General features: G+C 54.2%; 20 protein-coding genes. 10 read left to right on the top strand and 10 right to left on the bottom strand.

From position 1 onward, the window contains the following. Nucleotides 1-30: 30 nt before the first annotated feature. Nucleotides 31-1,029: a bile acid:sodium symporter family protein gene (locus ACLJRU_RS08750; RefSeq protein ID WP_023235117.1), complete on the top strand. Its 999-nt coding sequence runs from the start codon at nucleotides 31-33 to the stop codon at nucleotides 1,027-1,029. Here ACLJRU_RS08750 and ACLJRU_RS08745 read toward each other — a convergent pair. The 3 genes from ACLJRU_RS08745 to zipA form a co-directional block, all read right to left on the bottom strand. Beyond that, on the bottom strand, nucleotides 1,026-1,244 hold the full coding sequence (locus ACLJRU_RS08745; RefSeq protein ID WP_001519708.1) for a DUF3820 family protein: 219 nt from the start codon (nucleotides 1,242-1,244) through the stop codon (nucleotides 1,026-1,028). The two genes, ACLJRU_RS08750 and ACLJRU_RS08745, sit on opposite strands and share 4 nt — an antisense overlap. Before the next feature lies 1 nt (nucleotide 1,245). Beyond that, the gene (gene ligA / locus ACLJRU_RS08740) at nucleotides 1,246-3,261 is read right to left on the bottom strand and encodes an NAD-dependent DNA ligase LigA (protein ID WP_001540561.1); all 2,016 of its coding nucleotides are present in this window, start codon (nucleotides 3,259-3,261) and stop codon (nucleotides 1,246-1,248) included. Between the two features lie 71 nt (nucleotides 3,262-3,332). Further along, the gene (gene zipA / locus ACLJRU_RS08735; protein WP_023235118.1) at nucleotides 3,333-4,319 is read right to left on the bottom strand and encodes a cell division protein ZipA; all 987 of its coding nucleotides are present in this window, start codon (nucleotides 4,317-4,319) and stop codon (nucleotides 3,333-3,335) included. A 231-nt stretch (nucleotides 4,320-4,550) separates the two neighbouring features. Here zipA and cysZ point away from each other — a divergent pair, with 231 nt between their 5' ends. From cysZ to crr, 5 genes are all read left to right on the top strand, one after another. Then, nucleotides 4,551-5,312 (top strand): sulfate transporter CysZ, encoded by a 762-nt coding sequence (gene cysZ, locus ACLJRU_RS08730; protein ID WP_000255003.1) that lies wholly within the window; start codon nucleotides 4,551-4,553, stop codon nucleotides 5,310-5,312. Between the two features lie 311 nt (nucleotides 5,313-5,623). Beyond that, nucleotides 5,624-6,595, top strand: a complete 972-nt coding sequence (gene cysK / locus ACLJRU_RS08725; RefSeq protein ID WP_000036904.1) for a cysteine synthase A — start codon at nucleotides 5,624-5,626, stop codon at nucleotides 6,593-6,595. A 383-nt stretch (nucleotides 6,596-6,978) separates the two neighbouring features. Next, entirely contained in the window at nucleotides 6,979-7,236 is a 258-nt protein-coding gene (gene ptsH, locus ACLJRU_RS08720; RefSeq protein ID WP_000487600.1) for a phosphocarrier protein Hpr, read from the top strand. 48 nt (nucleotides 7,237-7,284) lie between these two features. Further along, the gene (ptsI, locus tag ACLJRU_RS08715) at nucleotides 7,285-9,012 is read left to right on the top strand and encodes a phosphoenolpyruvate-protein phosphotransferase PtsI (protein WP_001540565.1); all 1,728 of its coding nucleotides are present in this window, start codon (nucleotides 7,285-7,287) and stop codon (nucleotides 9,010-9,012) included. Nucleotides 9,013-9,052: 40 nt separating this feature from the next. Further along, nucleotides 9,053-9,562: a PTS glucose transporter subunit IIA gene (gene crr, locus ACLJRU_RS08710; protein ID WP_000522253.1), complete on the top strand. Its 510-nt coding sequence runs from the start codon at nucleotides 9,053-9,055 to the stop codon at nucleotides 9,560-9,562. A 149-nt stretch (nucleotides 9,563-9,711) separates the two neighbouring features. Here the strand turns inward: crr and ACLJRU_RS08705 are convergent, their stop codons facing one another. Next, nucleotides 9,712-9,951, bottom strand: coding sequence for a hypothetical protein (locus tag ACLJRU_RS08705; RefSeq protein ID WP_000844541.1), 240 nt, complete (start codon nucleotides 9,949-9,951; stop codon nucleotides 9,712-9,714). Further along, a complete protein-coding gene (gene pdxK / locus ACLJRU_RS08700; protein WP_000529613.1) occupies nucleotides 9,948-10,814 on the bottom strand; it encodes a pyridoxine/pyridoxal/pyridoxamine kinase in 867 nt (288 codons plus the stop codon). Before pdxK ends, ACLJRU_RS08705 begins: the two co-directional genes overlap by 4 nt. 82 nt (nucleotides 10,815-10,896) lie before the next feature. On the opposite strand from pdxK, the gene ptsJ reads away from it, so the two are divergent. The 4 genes from ptsJ to ACLJRU_RS08680 are packed head-to-tail and all read left to right on the top strand — an operon-like array spanning nucleotide 10,897 to nucleotide 13,914. Beyond that, entirely contained in the window at nucleotides 10,897-12,189 is a 1,293-nt protein-coding gene (ptsJ, locus tag ACLJRU_RS08695; RefSeq protein WP_000565124.1) for a transcriptional regulator PtsJ, read from the top strand. Nucleotides 12,190-12,203: 14 nt separating this feature from the next. Beyond that, on the top strand, nucleotides 12,204-12,923 hold the full coding sequence (locus ACLJRU_RS08690) for a GMP synthase (protein ID WP_001263754.1): 720 nt from the start codon (nucleotides 12,204-12,206) through the stop codon (nucleotides 12,921-12,923). Nucleotides 12,924-12,981: 58 nt separating this feature from the next. Continuing rightward, the gene (locus ACLJRU_RS08685) at nucleotides 12,982-13,362 is read left to right on the top strand and encodes a YfeK family protein (RefSeq protein ID WP_023235119.1); all 381 of its coding nucleotides are present in this window, start codon (nucleotides 12,982-12,984) and stop codon (nucleotides 13,360-13,362) included. Nucleotides 13,363-13,374: 12 nt separating this feature from the next. Further along, entirely contained in the window at nucleotides 13,375-13,914 is a 540-nt protein-coding gene (locus tag ACLJRU_RS08680; RefSeq protein WP_001540567.1) for a transglycosylase domain-containing protein, read from the top strand. Between the two features lie 130 nt (nucleotides 13,915-14,044). On the opposite strand, the gene cysM is transcribed toward ACLJRU_RS08680, so the two are convergent. The 5 genes from cysM to cysP all read right to left on the bottom strand — a co-directional run bounded on the left by cysM (nucleotide 14,045) and on the right by cysP (nucleotide 18,835). Continuing rightward, nucleotides 14,045-14,956 (bottom strand): cysteine synthase CysM, encoded by a 912-nt coding sequence (cysM, locus tag ACLJRU_RS08675; RefSeq protein WP_001093876.1) that lies wholly within the window; start codon nucleotides 14,954-14,956, stop codon nucleotides 14,045-14,047. A gap of 67 nt (nucleotides 14,957-15,023) precedes the next feature. Beyond that, nucleotides 15,024-16,121, bottom strand: coding sequence for a sulfate/thiosulfate ABC transporter ATP-binding protein CysA (gene cysA / locus ACLJRU_RS08670; RefSeq protein ID WP_000021071.1), 1,098 nt, complete (start codon nucleotides 16,119-16,121; stop codon nucleotides 15,024-15,026). Next, nucleotides 16,111-16,986 (bottom strand): sulfate/thiosulfate ABC transporter permease CysW, encoded by an 876-nt coding sequence (gene cysW / locus ACLJRU_RS08665; protein ID WP_000852706.1) that lies wholly within the window; start codon nucleotides 16,984-16,986, stop codon nucleotides 16,111-16,113. The genes cysA and cysW overlap by 11 nt, the downstream gene beginning before the upstream one ends. Continuing rightward, nucleotides 16,986-17,819 carry a sulfate/thiosulfate ABC transporter permease CysT gene (cysT, locus tag ACLJRU_RS08660; protein WP_000881742.1) on the bottom strand — a complete coding sequence of 278 codons (834 nt, stop codon included), beginning with the start codon at nucleotides 17,817-17,819 and terminating at the stop codon, nucleotides 16,986-16,988. Before cysT ends, cysW begins: the two co-directional genes overlap by 1 nt. Then, nucleotides 17,819-18,835, bottom strand: coding sequence for a thiosulfate/sulfate ABC transporter substrate-binding protein CysP (gene cysP / locus ACLJRU_RS08655; protein WP_023235120.1), 1,017 nt, complete (start codon nucleotides 18,833-18,835; stop codon nucleotides 17,819-17,821). Before cysP ends, cysT begins: the two co-directional genes overlap by 1 nt. Nucleotides 18,836-18,860: the final 25 nt, after the last annotated feature.

Genomic DNA, 18,860 nt, shown 5'->3' with positions numbered 1-18,860 from the left:
AAATAGCTGCACCGACTTTCAGGAGTTTTTATGAAACTTTTTCGTATCCTTGACCCTTTCACGCTGACACTTATCACCGTGGTACTACTGGCCTCTTTTTTCCCGGCGGAAGGCGGCTTTGTGCCTGTCGTTGAAGGCATTACGACAGCGGCCATCGCTCTGCTGTTTTTTATGCATGGCGCGAAGCTTTCGCGTGAAGCGATCATCGCTGGCGGCAGCCACTGGCGGTTGCATCTGTGGGTCATGTGTAGCACTTTTGTGCTCTTTCCTGTCCTCGGCGTACTGTTTGCCTGGTGGGCGCCTGTCAATGTCGACCCTATGCTCTACAGCGGCTTTCTGTATCTGTGCATTTTGCCCGCCACCGTGCAGTCTGCGATTGCGTTTACTTCACTCGCGGGCGGTAACGTCGCGGCCGCGGTGTGCTCAGCGTCTGCGTCCAGTCTGCTGGGCATTTTCCTGTCGCCGCTGCTGGTCGGTCTGGTAATGAATATTCATGGCACGCAGGGCAGTCTGGAAGAGGTGGGCAAAATTATGCTGCAACTGCTGCTGCCTTTTGTGCTGGGACACCTGTCTCGCCCGTGGATCGGCAATTGGGTCGCGCGCAACAAAAAGTGGATCGCGAAAACGGATCAGACCTCTATTCTGCTGGTGGTCTACTCGGCGTTCAGCGAAGCGGTGGTCAACGGCATCTGGCACAAAGTCGGCTGGGGGTCGCTGCTGTTTATCGTTGTGGTCAGCCTCGTACTGCTGGCGATCGTCATAGCCATTAACGTCTTTGTCGCCCGTAAATGCGGCTTCAATAAAGCCGACGAAATCACTATTGTCTTCTGCGGTTCGAAAAAAAGCCTGGCCAACGGGATCCCGATGGCCAATATTCTGTTTCCGACGTCAGTGCTGGGTATGATGGTATTACCGCTGATGATCTTCCACCAGATCCAACTGATGGTCTGCGCAGGGCTGGCGCGGCGCTACAAACGCCAGACCGAGAAGTTACAGGCGCAGCAGGAAAGCCGCGCCGCGAAAGCTTAAAGCGGGCGTTTCAGGGGCTGCACCAGTTGCGTCAGCCCCTCGGTTTTAATCAGCAGCGTGATTTGCATCAACTCCCCTAGTTTACCCGCCGGAAATTGATCTTTACGGGCAAACCACAGCAAATACTCTTCCGGAAGGTCGATCAATCGACGTCCCTGATATTTGCCAAAGGGCATCACGGTGTTGGCGATTTCAACCAGCTGCTCTTTTTCCATCTCAGGCACCCAGTAAGCGGATCATTTCCGCTTCATCAATCACGGTAATACCCAGTTCCTGCGCTTTGGCCAGTTTGGAGCCCGCCGCTTCACCGGCAATCACCAGATCGGTTTTCTTCGATACGCTGCCTGCCACTTTCGCTCCCAGCGCCACTAAACGCGCTTTAGCGTCATCGCGGGACATCTGGCTCAGGCTACCGGTTAGTACCACGGTTTTACCGGCAAACGGGCTATCGATCTCTTGCACATTAATGACTACCGGCGCGGGCCAGTGAACCCCTTCCGCCAGTAGCTGCACAATCACGTCACGATTACTCTCTTCGGCAAAAAAGTTAAAGACGTGCGTAGCGACCACAATCCCCACGTCGGGTACTTTCTGCAACTCGTCAATGGTGGCAGCCTGCAGCGCCTCCAGCGTGCCGAAATACGCCGCCAGCCCCTCCGCCGTCGCTTCACCCACTTCACGGATGCCCAGCGCATAGAGAAAACGCGCAAAGGTCGTCGCTTTGGCTTTTTCCAGCGCGTTTACAACATTTTGCGCGGACTTTGGCCCCATTCGGTCCAGGCCGGTCAGTTTACCCGCCGTCAGACGGAACAGATCCGCTGGCGTATGGACATACTCCCTTTCCACCAGTTGGTCGATGATCTTATCGCCCATCCCGTCTACATCCATCGCCCGGCGCGACACAAAATGTTTCAGCGACTCTTTACGCTGCGCGCCGCAAATCAGCCCGCCGGTACAACGGGTAACGGCTTCGCCTTCAACGCGCTCTACGTCCGATCCGCACACCGGACAGTGCGTTGGAAACACAATCGGACGCGTCTCTTCAGGGCGTTCGGACAGAACCACGTTGACCACCTGAGGGATCACATCGCCTGCCCGACGGATAACCACCTTATCGCCAATGCGCAAGCCAAGTCGCTCAATTTCATCGGCATTATGCAACGTGGCATTGCTGACCAGCACACCAGCCACCTGAACCGGTTCCAGACGCGCCACCGGCGTAATCGCCCCGGTGCGCCCGACCTGAAACTCAACATCGCGCACAAAAGTCATCTGCTCCTGAGCAGGAAATTTAAACGCCACCGCCCAGCGCGGCGCGCGGGCCACAAAGCCCAGCTGTTCCTGCAAAGCCAGCGAGTTGACCTTAATCACCACGCCGTCGATATCAAAACCGAGCGTGGGGCGATCTTTTTCGACGTTGCGATAAAAATCCAGAACCGCCTGGGGAGAATCGCACAGCGTCACGCGATCGCTGACCGGTAACCCCCACGCTTTAAATTGCAGCAAACGTCCCAGATGCGTATCCGGCAACTCGCCGCCTTCCAGAATACCGACGCCGTAGCAGAAAAATGTTAGCGGTCGCTTCGCCGTAATACGCGGATCGAGCTGACGCAACGAGCCCGCCGCCGCGTTACGCGGGTTAGCAAACACTTTGCCGCCAGTGCGGCGCGCGTCTTCATTGATCTTTTCGAACCCGGCCTGCGGTAAAAATACCTCTCCGCGAACTTCAAGACGCGCCGGAATGTTATCGCCGTGCAGCTTTAACGGAATGGCGCGAATCGTGCGCACGTTTGAAGTGATATCTTCACCGGTGGTGCCGTCGCCACGCGTCGCAGCGCTCACCAGCACGCCGTTTTCATACAGAATGCTGACCGCCAGACCATCCAGCTTTAGCTCGCAGCACCAGATGACATTTTCCGTGCTTTTTAGACGATCCTGCACTCGCTTGTTAAACGCCAGGAAGCTTTCTTCATCAAATACGTTATCGAGCGACAGCATCGGTACTTCATGGCGAATCTGGTTGAATGCCGTCAGCGGCGCCGCGCCAACGCGCTGCGTGGGCGAATCCGGCGTGATAAGGTCCGGACGTTGCGCCTCCAGCTCTCGCAGTTCCCGCATCAGGCGGTCATATTCGGCGTCGGGAATCTCGGGCGCATCCATCACATGATACAGATATTCATGATGGCGAAGCGTGGTTCGCAGTTCTGTCAGTTGTTGTTCGATTGGTTCCATATCACACCATCAATGATAAAAAACCCCCGACAGGCGGGGGTTACGTTAAAAATGTCACACCTGCGTTAACCTCAGGCGTTAGCGTCCATCACCTCGCGGATGCGGTCCTGATATTCGCGCAGTTTCTGCGGCGTCATCATCCGACGCTGGTCATCCAGCACGACGCCGCCGACCTCATCAGCGATATGCTGCGCGGATTGCAGCATCAGCTTGAAGTTCTGCAGCGCATCGCCGTAAGACGGTACCTGCATAAAGATAGTGACGCCAGGCGTAGTGAAGTCCGTCATTTCAGGATCGAACGTTCCCGGATTGACCATATTCGCGAGACTGAACAAGGCCGGGCCGCTGCCGTCCGGGCTCAAATGACGATGGAAAATATTCATATCGCCAAATTTAAAGCCTGACTGCTGAATACTGTTCAGTAACACTTCACCATTAAGCTCGCTGCCATGATGGGCCGCGACGTTCATAATGATGACCGCCTCTTTACGCTGCGGTTTTTCCACAACCGGCGCTTCTTCCACTATCGGTTCCGCCTCAACCACAGGTTCCGCAGGCTGGAAGGTTTGCGCTGATGGCGGCGGCGCGGGCTGCGCAACAGGCTGCGGCGCTTGCGACGGCGGTGCAGGCTGCTGTTGCGGCGGCTGTACCGGCGGCGCAGATGGCTGAACCTGCTGAGGCTGCGGCGCAGGTTGGACCGGTTGCTGAACCGGCTGTTGCATCGGCGCTTGCGGCTGCGGCGGCGCCGCTGGACGCGGTTGCGCAGACGCATAAGGCGGCTGGTACTGGTGTTGCGGCGACTGACGAGGGGCATCATGCTCCTGCGACTGGCCGGGGGCATGATTTACGCGGTGAACACGAACTTCACCCACGCCTTCGTCTTCTTCGACATCGTCGTCATACGAGTCGTCGTCGCGTTTCGATTTCATGCGTTTTAGTGGACGATCGCGGAACATAGAAGATCGTTCTTTACGGCTGGTCCAGAAACCATGTACCAGTAAAGCGATTATGGCGATCGCGCCAACAATGATTAATATCAGACGCAAATCCTGCATCATTATATTCTCTGTTGTTCTAACACCTTGCCACCACGGCAAACATTTACTCACTAAGAGTATTTGCCGATTACGTCAAGTGCAAGTGTACTGTTGGCTTTCGCAGCATAAAGATGAAGGAAAATGTGCTTTTTGCTGTTTTTTCGAACATTTCCGAACTATCCACCGTCTGATAACCGGGTAAGATATCCCACGTTTACCCAGGGCTTTAAGAAAAAGGAGTATGTCCTGAATATGGTTTCATCATCCACAACCGTACCATGTAGCGGCGTCTATTATTTCTCGCAAGGATGGAAGTTAGTCACCCTACCGGGAATCCGCCGCTTTGTTATTTTACCTTTGCTGGTCAACATTGTGCTGATGGGCGGCGCATTTTGGTGGCTGTTTACCCAGCTTGACGCCTGGATACCTTCGTTGATGAGTCATGTGCCGGACTGGCTGCAATGGCTGAGCTATCTGCTGTGGCCGATTGCGGTTATCTCTGTTCTGCTGGTCTTTGGCTATTTTTTCTCTACCCTCGCCAACTGGATCGCCGCGCCGTTTAACGGCCTTTTAGCCGAACAGCTTGAGGCGCGGTTAACCGGCGCCACGCCGCCAGATACCGGCATACTCGGCATCATGAAAGATGTACCGCGCATTATGAAACGTGAATGGCAAAAGCTGGCGTGGTATCTGCCGCGCGCTATTGTGCTGCTGGTTCTCTATTTTATTCCTGGCATTGGCCAAACCATCGCGCCGGTGCTGTGGTTTTTGTTCAGCGCCTGGATGCTGGCGATCCAGTATTGCGACTACCCGTTTGATAACCACAAAGTGCCGTTTAAAACGATGCGCGCCGCGTTGCGCACGCAGAAGGTGGCGAATATGCAATTTGGCGCGCTCACCAGCCTCTTTACGATGATTCCGGTGCTTAACCTTTTCATTATGCCTGTCGCCGTCTGTGGCGCGACGGCAATGTGGGTTGATTGCTGGCGTGCTAAGCACGCGTTATGGAAATAACGTAAAAATGTATAAATAAGAGATGGCTTAGAGCCTATCCCACCAGGCGTTATTGGCGCAGCCAGTTTGGACACGGACAGCGCGCAAAAACCGGAGCGTACACGTAGTACGTGAGGATTTTGAGCACTGCCCAGGTCCAAAATGGCAAGTAAAATAGCCCTAATGGGATAAGCTCTTATGCTGTCTCTTATTCCATACTGATAACCATTATTCCCCATCAGCATATAGATATGCGAAATCCTTACTTCCCCATATCTGGCTGGAAGGTATGCTGGGAAGGTATCCCAATTTCATACAGTTAAGGACAGGCCATGAGTAAGATTTATGAAGATAACTCGCTGACTATCGGTCATACGCCGCTGGTTCGACTGAACCGTATCGGTAATGGACGCATTCTGGCGAAGGTGGAGTCGCGCAACCCGAGCTTCAGCGTCAAGTGCCGTATCGGCGCCAATATGATTTGGGATGCCGAAAAGCGTGGCGTACTGAAACCTGGCGTGGAACTGGTGGAGCCGACCAGCGGCAACACCGGTATTGCGCTGGCGTATGTCGCCGCCGCGCGCGGTTACAAACTCACCCTGACCATGCCGGAAACCATGAGCATTGAACGCCGCAAGCTACTCAAAGCATTAGGCGCGAATCTGGTGCTGACCGAAGGGGCGAAAGGGATGAAAGGCGCTATTCAGAAAGCCGAAGAAATTGTCGCCAGCGATCCGCAAAAATATCTCCTGCTCCAGCAGTTCAGCAACCCTGCCAACCCGGAAATCCATGAAAAAACCACCGGCCCGGAAATCTGGGAAGACACCGATGGTCAGGTGGATGTGTTTATCTCCGGCGTCGGCACTGGCGGTACGTTAACCGGCGTCACGCGTTATATCAAAGGGACGAAGGGTAAAACCGATCTTATCACCGTTGCGGTAGAACCCACTGACTCCCCGGTTATCGCCCAGGCGCTGGCTGGTGAAGAGATCAAACCGGGCCCGCATAAAATTCAGGGTATCGGCGCAGGCTTCATCCCGGGCAACCTGGATCTGAAACTGATTGATAAAGTGGTTGGCATCACCAATGAAGAAGCCATTTCTACCGCGCGCCGTCTGATGGAAGAGGAAGGTATTCTGGCAGGAATTTCTTCCGGCGCCGCGGTTGCTGCAGCGCTTAAGCTGCAGGAAGATGAAAGCTTTACCAATAAGAATATTGTGGTTATCCTACCCTCATCAGGTGAGCGTTATCTGAGCACCGCGTTGTTCGCCGATCTCTTTACTGAGAAAGAACTGCAACAGTGATGCCAGCATGTTAAAAACGCGTAAAAAAGCACCTTTTTGGGTGCTTTTTTGTGGCCTGCTTCAAACTTTCACCTCACCTGGCATTGATTCACCCTGCCGGAACTGGTATTTAACCAGACTAATTATTTTGATGCGCGAAATTAATCGTTACAGGAAAAGCGTTAGCTGAATCGATTTTATGATTTGGTTCAACTCTTCCTTTCGCGGCATAATGTTTAATGACGAGCGAAACGTCAGCGGCCATAAGTTGCCAGCAACGGATTGCGTAGAACACCTTTTGTGTCGCGTCCCGTTTACGCCGGCGCTAACAATACAGGCTAAAGTTGAGCCGCCAGGCTAGACTTTAGTTCCACAACACTAAACCTATAAGTTGGGGAAATACAATGTTCCAGCAAGAAGTTACCATTACCGCTCCGAACGGTCTGCACACCCGCCCTGCTGCTCAGTTTGTTAAAGAAGCAAAAGGCTTCACTTCTGAGATTACTGTGACTTCCAACGGCAAAAGCGCCAGCGCGAAAAGCCTGTTTAAACTGCAGACTCTGGGCCTGACTCAAGGCACCGTCGTCACCATCTCCGCAGAAGGTGAAGATGAGCAGAAAGCGGTTGAACATCTGGTCAAACTGATGGCGGAACTCGAGTAAGTTTTTTTCCGGGTTCTTTTAAAAATCAGTCACAAGTAAGGTAGGGTTATGATTTCAGGCATTTTAGCATCCCCGGGTATCGCTTTCGGCAAAGCACTGCTGCTGAAAGAAGACGAAATCGTCATTGACCGGAAAAAAATTTCTGCCGACAAGGTTGATCAGGAAGTTGAACGTTTTCTGAGCGGTCGTGCCAAGGCATCTGCGCAACTGGAAGCGATCAAGACAAAAGCTGGTGAAACGTTCGGTGAAGAAAAAGAAGCCATCTTTGAAGGGCATATTATGCTGCTCGAAGATGAGGAGCTGGAGCAGGAAATCATAGCCCTGATTAAAGATAAGCACATGACGGCTGACGCAGCCGCGCATGAAGTTATCGAAGGTCAGGCCACTGCCCTGGAAGAACTGGATGACGAATACCTGAAAGAGCGTGCGGCTGACGTACGTGATATTGGTAAGCGCCTGCTGCGCAACATCCTGGGTCTGGCCATTATCGATCTGAGCGCGATTCAGGAAGAAGTTATCCTGGTTGCCGCTGACCTGACGCCGTCAGAAACTGCACAGCTGAACCTGCAGAAAGTGCTGGGCTTCATCACCGACGCGGGCGGACGCACGTCTCATACCTCCATCATGGCGCGTTCTCTGGAACTGCCAGCGATCGTAGGTACCGGTAGCGTCACCGCTCAGGTGAAAAACGGCGACTATCTGATTCTGGATGCCGTAAACAACCAGGTTTACGTCAACCCGACCAACGATGTTATTGAGCAACTGCGCGCCGTCCAGGAGCAGGTTGCGACCGAGAAAGCGGAACTCGCAAAACTGAAAGATCTGCCGGCAATCACGCTGGATGGACATCAGGTCGAAGTTTGCGCCAACATCGGTACCGTTCGTGACGTTGAAGGCACTGAGCGCAACGGCGCGGAAGGCGTTGGTCTGTATCGTACTGAATTCCTGTTCATGGATCGCGACGCGCTGCCGACGGAAGAAGAGCAGTTTGCCGCCTATAAAGCGGTCGCTGAAGCGTGCGGCTCGCAGGCGGTTATCGTCCGTACCATGGACATTGGCGGCGACAAAGAGCTGCCGTACATGAACTTCCCGAAAGAAGAGAACCCGTTCCTGGGCTGGCGCGCCGTGCGTATCGCCATGGATCGCAAAGAGATCCTGCGTGACCAGGTTCGCGCGATTCTGCGTGCCTCCGCTTTCGGTAAATTGCGCATTATGTTCCCGATGATCATCTCTGTTGAAGAAGTTCGCGCGCTGCGCAAAGAGATTGAAATCTACAAACAGGAACTGCGTGACGAAGGTAAAGCATTTGACGAAAGCATTGAGATTGGCGTAATGGTGGAAACACCGGCTGCGGCGACAATTGCGCGTCATTTAGCCAAAGAAGTTGATTTCTTTAGTATCGGCACCAATGATTTAACGCAGTACACCCTGGCAGTTGACCGTGGTAATGATATGATTTCACACCTTTACCAGCCAATGTCACCATCCGTACTGAACTTGATCAAGCAAGTTATTGATGCTTCTCATGCAGAAGGTAAATGGACTGGCATGTGTGGTGAGCTTGCAGGCGACGAACGTGCTACACTTCTGTTGCTGGGGATGGGTCTGGACGAATTCTCTATGAGCGCCATTTCTATCCCGCGCATTAAGAAGATTATCCGTAACACGAACTTCGAAGATGCGAAGGTGTTAGCAGAGCAGGCTCTTGCTCAACCGACAACGGACGAGTTAATGACGCTGGTTAACAAGTTCATTGAAGAAAAAACAATCTGCTAATCCACGAGATGCGGCCCAATTTACTGCTTAGGAGAAGATCATGGGTTTGTTCGATAAACTAAAATCTCTGGTTTCTGATGATAAGAAAGACACCGGAACTATTGAGATTGTTGCCCCGCTCTCTGGCGAGATCGTCAACATCGAAGACGTGCCGGATGTAGTTTTTGCTGAAAAAATCGTTGGTGATGGCATCGCTATCAAACCAACCGGTAACAAAATGGTCGCCCCTGTTGACGGTACCATCGGCAAAATCTTTGAAACCAACCATGCGTTCTCTATCGAATCCGATAGCGGCATTGAGCTGTTCGTTCACTTCGGTATCGACACCGTTGAGCTGAAAGGCGAAGGCTTCAAGCGTATTGCTGAAGAAGGTCAGCGCGTGAAAGTTGGCGATCCGGTCATCGAGTTCGATCTGCCGTTGCTGGAGGAAAAAGCCAAGTCTACCCTGACTCCGGTTGTTATCTCCAACATGGATGAAATCAAAGAACTGATCAAACTGTCCGGTAGCGTGACCGTGGGTGAAACTCCGGTTATCCGCATTAAGAAGTAATTCTTGCCGCAGTGAAGAATGGCGCCTTTGGGCGCCATTTTTTTTGCCTGTACTTGCGCCGCCATCCGGCGATGGTGCGGCGCACTGCCTGATGGCGCTACGCTTATCAGGCCTACAAGGTTGCGAACATTTCAGCGCCAATCCACGGGTTACAACTGCGAGGTCACCGGGCGAAAGCACTTCTCGCGCATCAGGATCTTCATCCCATCCGGGCCACTCTCCAGCATCCTGCGTTCGGAATCGGACACTTGCAACTCGCACTGATAGCCGCCAGTGATGCCAAACATCGCCCGCGCTACGCAAATATCTTCCAGCGCGTCCAGCCCGCTCGTTTCAAAATGCCCCACGATACGCCCCTGCTGGCGAACCACCAGCCGATAACTCTTCATCGCGCCTCCCCTGCCGGCGGCAGAATTAACTCATCACAGCCACACTGCTGTGTCCAGGTCATCACCTCCAGCACGCGCTGCGCCGCATCTTTTGCCGCGGTCGTCAGTTTTTTTCCCTGCACAATACCGCTGACCAGCTCGGCGCAGAAGAGATCTCCCGTCCCTTTTAACTCCGTCGCCACCCGCGGATGAGCAAAGACCTCCACGACCTGCGCGGTAACGACGGCAACCGTTATGGTCTCCAGAGATTCGCCCGGCGCGCTGGTGATAACCACCCATTTCAGCGTATCGGAAAGCAGCGATTGCGCCGCCGCCACCGCCTCTTCCAGCGTGCGACACGGTTTACCACTCAGCATCTCCAGCTCAAATACGTTCGGCGTTAGCCCCTGCGCCTGCGGCAACAAATGTGTGCGATAAGCCTGCGGAATTTCCGCCTGCACATACATTCCACTGTCGGTATCGCCAATGACCGGATCAACAAGAATACACACCTCCGGATGCGAAGCCCGGATCGCCATTAGCCACTTCGAAAGCAAGACAATTTGGTCTGCGCTGCCCATGTAACCGGTGGTAATCGCTTTTAATTCACGTAGCGCATCGCGCTCATTCAACGCCGTAAGGTAGCCTGCAAACCACTCGGCGGGAATAATGCCGCCATAAAAGGTTTTATAGTGCGGCGTATTGCTGAACAGCACCGTCGGGACCGCCGTCACGCGTAGTCCCTGCGCTTTAATGGCCGGAACAGCGATGCTGTTGCCTACGCTGCCGTACACGACCTGTGACTGGACGGCGACGATATCGGTCTGTAATGCCCGATGGTTGTCGTCGAAGAGCACTGACTGAATATCACTCTCTTGTCCCATAAAATTTTCCTCTCGCTGGACAGCAGGCTACCGCCTCATTATCATTGTCATATGCTAAAATTCATTTTGTCATAGGTCAATAATGATCGACGGAAAAACCGCTAACGAAATTTTTGACAGTATCCGTCAACACATTATCGCCGGTACGTTACGGGCGGAGGATTCGCTCCCGCCGGTACGGGAGCTGGCAAGCGAATTAAAGGTGAACCGCAATACCGTCGCAGCGGCGTATAAACGGCTGATAACGGCGGGACTGGCGCAAAGTTTAGGCCGCAATGGGACGGTGATTAAAGGCAGTCCGTCTCCCGTAGCGCTGGAAGGCGGCGATCCGCATACGCCTCTGCACGACCTTTCCGGCGGCAATCCCGATCCGCAGCGTCTGCCTGACCTTAGCCGTTATTTTGCCCGTCTCAGCCGCACGCCGCATCTCTACGGCGATGCGCCCGTTTCCCCTAAACTACACGCTTGGGCGGCGCGCTGGCTACGGGATGCCACCCCCGTCGCAGGCGAAATTGATATCACCAGCGGAGCTATCGACGGCATTGAAAGACTGCTTTGCGCGCATCTGCTGCCGGGCGACAGCGTCGCGGTGGAAGATCCCTGTTTTTTAAGCAGTATCAATATGCTGCGCTATGCCGGTTTTAGCGCCAGCCCGGTCAGCGTAGATAGCGAAGGAATGCAGCCTGAAAAGCTGGAACGGGCGCTAAATCAGGGCGCGCGGGCAGTGATCTTAACGCCGCGCGCGCACAACCCTACCGGCTGTAGCCTGAGCGCTCGCCGTGCCGCTGCGCTGCAAAATATGCTGGCGCGTTACCCTCAGGTAGTGGTCATTATCGACGATCACTTCGCCCTGCTTTCTTCGTCGCCCTGGCAGCCGGTTATTGCGCAGACAACGCAACACTGGGCGGTGATACGCTCCGTTTCCAAAGCCCTCGGCCCCGATTTACGTCTTGCTATTGTCGCCAGCGACAGCGCGACCTCGGCAAAACTTCGGCTGCGGCTAAATGCCGGTAGTCAGTGGGTCAGCCATCTGTTACAGGATCTGGTCTACGCCTGCCTGACCGACCCTGAGTATCAGCACAGGCTGGCGCAAACGCGGCTGTTTTACGCCGCCCGGCAACAAAAACTGGCCCGCGCCCTACAGCAATATGGCATCGCCATTTCTCCCGGCGACGGCGTGAATGCCTGGCTCCCGCTGGACACCCATAGCCAGGCTACCGCGTTTACGCTGGCAAAATCCGGCTGGCTGGTACGTGAGGGAGAAGCCTTTGGCGTAAGCGCGCCGTCTCACGGTCTACGTATCACGCTGTCGACATTAAATGACAGCGAGATCAACACGCTGGCGGCTGATATCCATCAGGCGCTAAATCGCTAACAGGAGAAAATAACGTGCGAGTTCATTTTGTTGTCCATGAGTCGTTTGAATCCGCTGGCGCTTATCTGAAATGGGCTGAAGATCGCGGTTATACCATTTCATGGTCGCGCGTCTATGCCGGAGAAGCGCTACCGCCCAATGCCGATGAGTTCGATATGCTCGTGGTATTTGGCGGTCCGCAGTCGCCGCGCACCACCCGCGAAGAGTGCCCGTACTTTGACTCTCGCGCCGAACAGCACTTAATTAATCAGGCGATTACGGCCCGGCGAATGGTTATCGGCATTTGTCTTGGTTCGCAGCTCATTGGCGAGGCGCTGGGCGCCGCTGTGTGCCAAAGTCCGGAAAAAGAGATTGGTCACTACCCTATTACGCTCACTGAAGCCGGTCTGCGGCATCCGCTTATCGCCCACTTTGGCTCCCCGTTAACCGTCGGCCACTGGCACAACGATATGCCAGGACTCACCGATCAGGCGACCGTGCTGGCCGAAAGCGAAGGCTGTCCACGTCAGATAGTGCAGTACGGCAATTTTGTCTACGGCTTCCAGTGTCATATGGAATTTACCGTCGAGACGGTTGAAGGATTAATCCAACATTCGCAGCAGGAGCTGGCCGACGCGCAAGGGAAGCGTTTTATCCGCTCGGTCGCCGAGATGCGCGCATGGAATTACCAGCAGATGAATGAAAAGCTGTGGCGTTTTCTGGATGAACTCACGCTGGCGCACTCACAGAAATAACCCCACCAGGAGTGCAACTTATTACCCGGCTAACGGTCTGAGGTGCAGTGATTATCGCATGAAAAAGGATTTTACCATGAAGAAAATTGTCTGCGCCGTCGTTGCGCTCCTGCTGACCCTCCCCGCCTGGGCGAAGCTAAACGCCCATGAAGAAGCGCGCATTAACGCCATGCTTAATGCGCTGGCGCAGAAAAAGGATCTGACATTCGTTCGTAACGGTGATGCGCATAACTGCGAGGAAGCCGTATCGCACCTGCGCTTAAAACTGGGTAACACGCGCAATCGTATCGACACCGCCGAACAGTTTATCGATAAATTCGCGTCGTCGTCGTCCATCACCGGAAAACCCTATATCGTTAAAATTCCCAGTAAAAGCGATGAAAACGCGCAGCCTTATTTACATGCGCTTATTGCGGAAACGGATAAGAATGTTGAGTAAGAAAAAATCATAATGCCAGGCGTGTTACTGTGGTTTTTTAAAGGCGTTATCGCGCTTCTGTTAGCGTTTGCTGTAGGGTTAATCGTTTACTATTATCTGGAAATTCGTCCCATAGCCCAGACCGCATTACAGAGCGCCTCTTTCTGGTTGTCCGAATCGCCGCAGACGCGTTTTTTGCGCCGCGCTGCAGCCAAAATACATCCCAAATCTTATACTGCCAGATTACTCTATACCCAAGCTGGCGTGGATGGGCATTTCAGGACCGCGATCTGGGTGTTCTGGTTGGACAGCCTGTACCGCGACGACGAGCTGTATGCCATGATGCTGGCGCAAGCGTATTATGGCCGGGATTCGCAGGGTAACGCGGTTTACGGTACGAAAAATGCAGCGTTAACGTTATTTCACGTACCAGTGACAGAGATGACCTGCCAGCAACAAGTACAACTGATTTATATGTTTAAAGCGCCGTCACTTTACCGGCCTGGTTCAGCCAGGCTGGTAGAAAGCAGCAAGCATTACATGACGCTTTGCCAGGAACAAATACAACAATAAGAACAACAGACGAGCTTTTATTATAAAAGACGGCGGTAATGCGCTGGCGCACATAGAAAATCGGCAAGATATTCCCGCCTGTCAAAGGCGCCGTTGCCTGTGTATATCCCAACCAGCTAAACCTGTTAGTTTAAATCCCTGCCCCCTGGCTGAAATGCTCTTCACCAAACACGCCGGTAGACAAGTAACGGTCGCCGCGATCGCAGATGATCGCCACCACTATCGCGCCGGGCGTGGCACGTGCGACGCGTAACGCACCCGCTACCGCGCCGCCAGAGCTGACGCCGCAGAAAATCCCTTCACGAACTGCCAGTTCACGCATGGTGTTTTCGGCATCATTCTGATGAATATCCAGCACCTGATCCACCAGGCTGGCGTTGAAAATGCCCGGCATATATTCCGCTGGCCAGCGGCGAATGCCCGGAATACTGCTGCCCTCTTCCGGCTGTAGGCCAACGATAGTGACCGGTTTTTCCTGCTCGCGCAGAAAACGCGACACGCCGGTAATGGTGCCGGTCGTGCCCATGCTGGAGACAAAATGGGTGATGCGACCTGACGTTTGCCGCCAGATTTCCGGGCCGGTGGTGGTGTAGTGCGCATATGGGTTATCGGGGTTATTAAACTGATCGAGCAGTTTACCTTCTCCACGTTCAGACATAGCGAGCGCTAAATCGCGCGCCCCTTCCATTCCCTGCTCTTTAGTGACCAGAATCAGCTCTGCGCCATAGGCCCGCATTGCCGCCCGACGCTCCTGGCTCATGTTGTCCGGCATCAACAGCTTCATGCGATAACCTTTCAGCGCGGCGATCATCGCCAGCGCAATGCCCGTGTTGCCGCTGGTCGCTTCAATCAGGACATCGCCCGGTTTAATTTCCCCGCGCTTTTCCGCCTCGACAATCATCGATAGCGCCGCGCGATCTTTCACCGATCCTGCCGGATTATTGCCTTCCAGCTTAACCCAGATTTCACTGCCGTTATCCGGCGCCAGACGTTGTAATTTGACCAGCGGCGTATTGCCGATGGTTTGTTCTAATGTATTCACGTTTTCAGCTCGTAAAAAAGCCCGGTATGCGTAGCGCCACCGGGCGATAACTATACAAATTAACCTATCAGGCCGATTGCGCCAGAGCAAGTTCCTCTTCACGCGTTTCAATACGCTGGTCGCCGTTATACAGACGCGCTTTTTGCAGTCCAACAAACAAACGCTCACCGCGCTGCGGGACGTCGTCACCCGCCATCACCACCGTCAGCGGATCGTGATACCACCCCAGCGGCTGCACCACTAGCTGTGTATAGTGACCTTTCGGGCTGGCCTCAATGACCTGTACTGGTAGCGGAGAATCCAGGCTGGTGCGGCGGCTAATATCCACCTCCCACGGACGCAGGAACAGATCGACCGGCCCCTGGTACGCGGGCGTATAACCCAGCGGCCAGCGATGCGCGCCAACGTGAAACTGCCCGCCGCGGACGGTGCCTGTCAGGCGGTTCACCTCGCCCATAAACTCCAGTACGAAGCGGGTTGCCGGTTCACGCCACACCCGATCCGGCGCATCAGCCTGTTCGATATTGCCCTGACTCATCACCACTACCCGATCCGCCACTTCCGTCGCTTCTTCCTGATCGTGGGTGACAAAGACGCTGGTGAATTTCAGTTCTTCATGTAGCTGGCGCAACCAGCGACGTAACTCTTTACGTACCTGGGCATCCAGCGCGCCAAAGGGTTCATCCAGCAGTAGAATTTGCGGTTCCACGGCAAGCGCGCGCGCCAGCGCCACGCGCTGTTTTTGTCCGCCGGAAAGCTGGGCGGGGAAACGATCCGCGAGGTGCGCCAGTTGCACCATCTCCAGCAATTGCGTCACTTTCGTTTTAATCGCCGCCGCAGTTGGGCGGTCGCGTCGCGGCAGCACCGTCAGACCAAAAGCAATGTTGTCAAACACCGTCATATGGCGAAACAGCGCATAGTGCTGAAACACAAAACCGACTTTACGCTCACGCGCGTGCAGACGGCTAACGTCCGTACCGTGGAAACGAATATGGCCGCTGGACTGATGTTCCAGCCCGGCAATAATGCGCAGCAGCGTCGTTTTGCCGGAACCTGACGGCCCCAACAAGGCAACCATCTGGCCGGAAGGAATATCCAGCGAGATATCATTCAGTACCTGAGTACGACCAAACGATTTCTTAATTCTGGCGATCTCAATGCTCATGATTTTCCTCCTGTTGCGCGCGTTTTTTCTGATTCTCCAGACGCCATTGCAACATGCTCTTCAAAAACAGGGTAATAATCGCCATTAGCGTCAACAATGCGGCGGCGGTAAAGGAGCCGACGGTGTTGTAGTCCTGCTCCAGTAATTCAATCTGTAACGGTAGCGATAACGTTTCGCCGCGAATCGAGCCGGACACCACCGACACCGCGCCAAACTCGCCAATCGCGCGGGCGTTGGTTAATACCACGCCGTAGAGTAGCGCCCAGCGAATATTCGGCAACGTCACGCGGCGAAACATTTGCCAGCCGGATGCGCCCAGTAAAATCGCCGCCTCATCTTCCTGACTGCCCTGGCTGAGCATCACCGGCACCAGTTCGCGCACCACAAACGGACAGGTGACAAAAATAGTAACCAGTACCATCCCCGGCCAGGAGAACATCATTTGCAAATTATGTTCATCCAGCCAGCCGCCCAACGGGCCGTTGGAGCCATAAAACAACAGATAGACCAGACCGGCCACCACCGGCGAGACGGCAAAGGGAATATCCAGCAGGGTCAGCAGTAGCTGACGTCCGGGAAAGTTAAAGCGCGTCACCAGCCACGCCAGCAGAATGCCGAACACCAGATTCACCGGCACTGCGATCAAGGCAATCAACACCGTCAGCCAGATGGCGTGCAGCATGTCCGGATCGGCCAGATTTTGCAGTACCGGCATTAACCCTTTGCTGAACGCCTGCACGAAGATGTAAATCATCGGCACCAGCAGGATAAACGCCGAAACCAGCATCCCGACGCCAATCAAAAACCATTTTCCCCAGTTAATGCGGGGGACGTCGTATCGCTTCAATTGAGTCACTTCCGCCATTAATGACCTACCACACGTCGACCAAAGCGACTTTGCAGAGTGTTAATTGAGAACAGCAGCAGCAGTGATGCCGCAAGGATCACTGAGGCAATGGCGCTGGCGGCGGGGTAATCAAACTCCTGCAAACGCACAAAAATCATCAGCGAGGTCACTTCTGTTTTCCAGGCGATATTTCCGGCGATAAAAATCACCGCGCCAAACTCGCCCAGGCTACGGGTAAAAGAGAGCGCCACGCCGGCAATCAGCGCAGGCGACAGCTCAGGCAGCACGACTTTGCGAAAACTTTGCAGCCGGGTGGCCCCCAGCGTTTGTGCCGCTTCTTCATATTCCGGCCCCAGCTCTTCCAGTACCGGCTGGACGGTGCGCACCACAAATGGAATGCTGGTAAAGGCCATCGCCACCGCAATACCGAGCCAGGTATAGGTCACTTTGATATCAAACTGCGCGAAAAACTGACCGTAGAAACCGTTCACTGAGAACAGTGAGGCCAGCGTTAACCCCGCTACCGCTGTCGGCAGCGCAAACGGCAGATCCATCAGCGCATCCAGCAACGTGCGCCCCGGAAAACGGTAGCGGGTTAAAATCCACGCCATCAGCAGGCCAAACACGCCATTAAAAATCGACGCCACAAATGCCGCCAGCAGCGTCACTTTATAGGCAGCCACCACCTGTGGGTTGGTCACAACATCCCAGTATTGCGCCCAGCTCATCTGTGAGAGCTGCATCACCAGTGCGCTCAACGGCAACAGCAGGATCAGGCAGACAAACAGCAAACTGGTGCCGAGGCTTAACGTAAAGCCGGGCAGCACGCGTCGGGAAGAAACGGCAAGCATTACTTACGCCCCGCCGCCAACAGTTTGTCCAGCTCGCCGCCGCTGGCAAAGTGCGTTTTCATCACTTCCGGCCAGGAACCAAACTTTTCTTCCACGCGGAACAGTTCGGTCTGCGGGAATTTATCTGCTTGCTTGCCCATGATTTCCGGGTTATTCACGCGGTAGTAGTAATGGGTGATGATGGTCTGCGCCTGCGGGCTATACAGCCAGTTCAGGTAAGCTTTGGCGGCTTTTTCTGTGCCGTTGGCCTTCACGTTTTTATCCACCCAGGCAACCGGGAATTCAGCAAGAATGTTCGTTTTCGGGATCACCACTTCAAATCCCTGGGCTTCATATTGTTTGCGGATGTTGTTCACTTCCGATTCAAAACTAATCAGCACATCGCCCAGACCACGCTCGGCAAAGGTAGTCGTAGCGCCGCGACCGCCGGTATCAAACACTTCGACGTTTTTCAGGAACTGGGTCATAAACTGTTCGGTTTTGGCTTTATCGCCGCCGTCCGCGTTATCCGCCGCTCCCCATGCCGCCAGATACGTGTAACGGGCGTTGCCGGAGGTTTTCGGGTTAGGGAGAATCAGCTTCACGTCGGAACGTACAAGATCGCTCCAGTCGTGAATATTTTTCGGGTTCCCCTTGCGCACCAGGAAGCCCATCGTGGAATAGAATGGCGAACTGTTGTTCGGCAGACGGCTTTGCCAGTCGGCAGGGATCAGTTTGCCTTTATCATGGAGAATCTGTACATCGGTCACCTGATTGTAGGTCACGACGTCTGCCTTCAGTCCCTGCAAAATCGCCAGCGCCTGTTTTGATGACCCGGCATGAGACTGCTTAATCGTCAGCTTATCGCCGCCGTTATCCTTCGCCCATTGTTGCTCAAACGGTGGGTTAAGGGCGGCAAACAGCTCGCGGGAGACATCGTATGAGCTGTTCAGCAGTTCCGTCGCCTGTACCTGACCGACCAGTAACAGAGACGCCGCCAGCGTCAGAGCATTTTTTTTCAGGAAGTTAACGGCCATTGCGCACCCTTATAAATTTAATGAC

This window comes from Salmonella sp. SAL00653 (assembly GCF_046552515.1).
GTDB lineage: Bacteria > Pseudomonadota > Gammaproteobacteria > Enterobacterales > Enterobacteriaceae > Salmonella > Salmonella enterica.
This window is presented reverse-complemented; position numbering and strand designations above follow the sequence as displayed.

Excerpts from the sequence above, each read along its gene's own strand:
- zipA (WP_023235118.1), bottom strand. The coding sequence starts at position 4,319 with ATGATGCAGGATTTGCGTCTGATATTAATCATTGTTGGCGCGATCGCC.
- ptsH (WP_000487600.1), top strand. The coding sequence starts at position 6,979 with ATGTTCCAGCAAGAAGTTACCATTACCGCTCCGAACGGTCTGCACACC.
- cysP (WP_023235120.1), bottom strand. The coding sequence starts at position 18,835 with ATGGCCGTTAACTTCCTGAAAAAAAATGCTCTGACGCTGGCGGCGTCT.
- cysZ (WP_000255003.1), top strand. The coding sequence starts at position 4,551 with ATGGTTTCATCATCCACAACCGTACCATGTAGCGGCGTCTATTATTTC.
- ligA (WP_001540561.1), bottom strand. The coding sequence starts at position 3,261 with ATGGAACCAATCGAACAACAACTGACAGAACTGCGAACCACGCTTCGC.
- cysW (WP_000852706.1), bottom strand. The coding sequence starts at position 16,986 with ATGGCGGAAGTGACTCAATTGAAGCGATACGACGTCCCCCGCATTAAC.
- cysA (WP_000021071.1), bottom strand. The coding sequence starts at position 16,121 with ATGAGCATTGAGATCGCCAGAATTAAGAAATCGTTTGGTCGTACTCAG.
- ptsJ (WP_000565124.1), top strand. The coding sequence starts at position 10,897 with ATGATCGACGGAAAAACCGCTAACGAAATTTTTGACAGTATCCGTCAA.
- ptsI (WP_001540565.1), top strand. The coding sequence starts at position 7,285 with ATGATTTCAGGCATTTTAGCATCCCCGGGTATCGCTTTCGGCAAAGCA.
- ACLJRU_RS08685 (WP_023235119.1), top strand. The coding sequence starts at position 12,982 with ATGAAAAAGGATTTTACCATGAAGAAAATTGTCTGCGCCGTCGTTGCG.
- ACLJRU_RS08750 (WP_023235117.1), top strand. The coding sequence starts at position 31 with ATGAAACTTTTTCGTATCCTTGACCCTTTCACGCTGACACTTATCACC.
- crr (WP_000522253.1), top strand. The coding sequence starts at position 9,053 with ATGGGTTTGTTCGATAAACTAAAATCTCTGGTTTCTGATGATAAGAAA.
- ACLJRU_RS08680 (WP_001540567.1), top strand. The coding sequence starts at position 13,375 with ATGCCAGGCGTGTTACTGTGGTTTTTTAAAGGCGTTATCGCGCTTCTG.
- pdxK (WP_000529613.1), bottom strand. The coding sequence starts at position 10,814 with ATGGGACAAGAGAGTGATATTCAGTCAGTGCTCTTCGACGACAACCAT.
- ACLJRU_RS08705 (WP_000844541.1), bottom strand. The coding sequence starts at position 9,951 with ATGAAGAGTTATCGGCTGGTGGTTCGCCAGCAGGGGCGTATCGTGGGG.
- ACLJRU_RS08745 (WP_001519708.1), bottom strand. The coding sequence starts at position 1,244 with ATGGAAAAAGAGCAGCTGGTTGAAATCGCCAACACCGTGATGCCCTTT.
- cysT (WP_000881742.1), bottom strand. The coding sequence starts at position 17,819 with ATGCTTGCCGTTTCTTCCCGACGCGTGCTGCCCGGCTTTACGTTAAGC.
- cysK (WP_000036904.1), top strand. The coding sequence starts at position 5,624 with ATGAGTAAGATTTATGAAGATAACTCGCTGACTATCGGTCATACGCCG.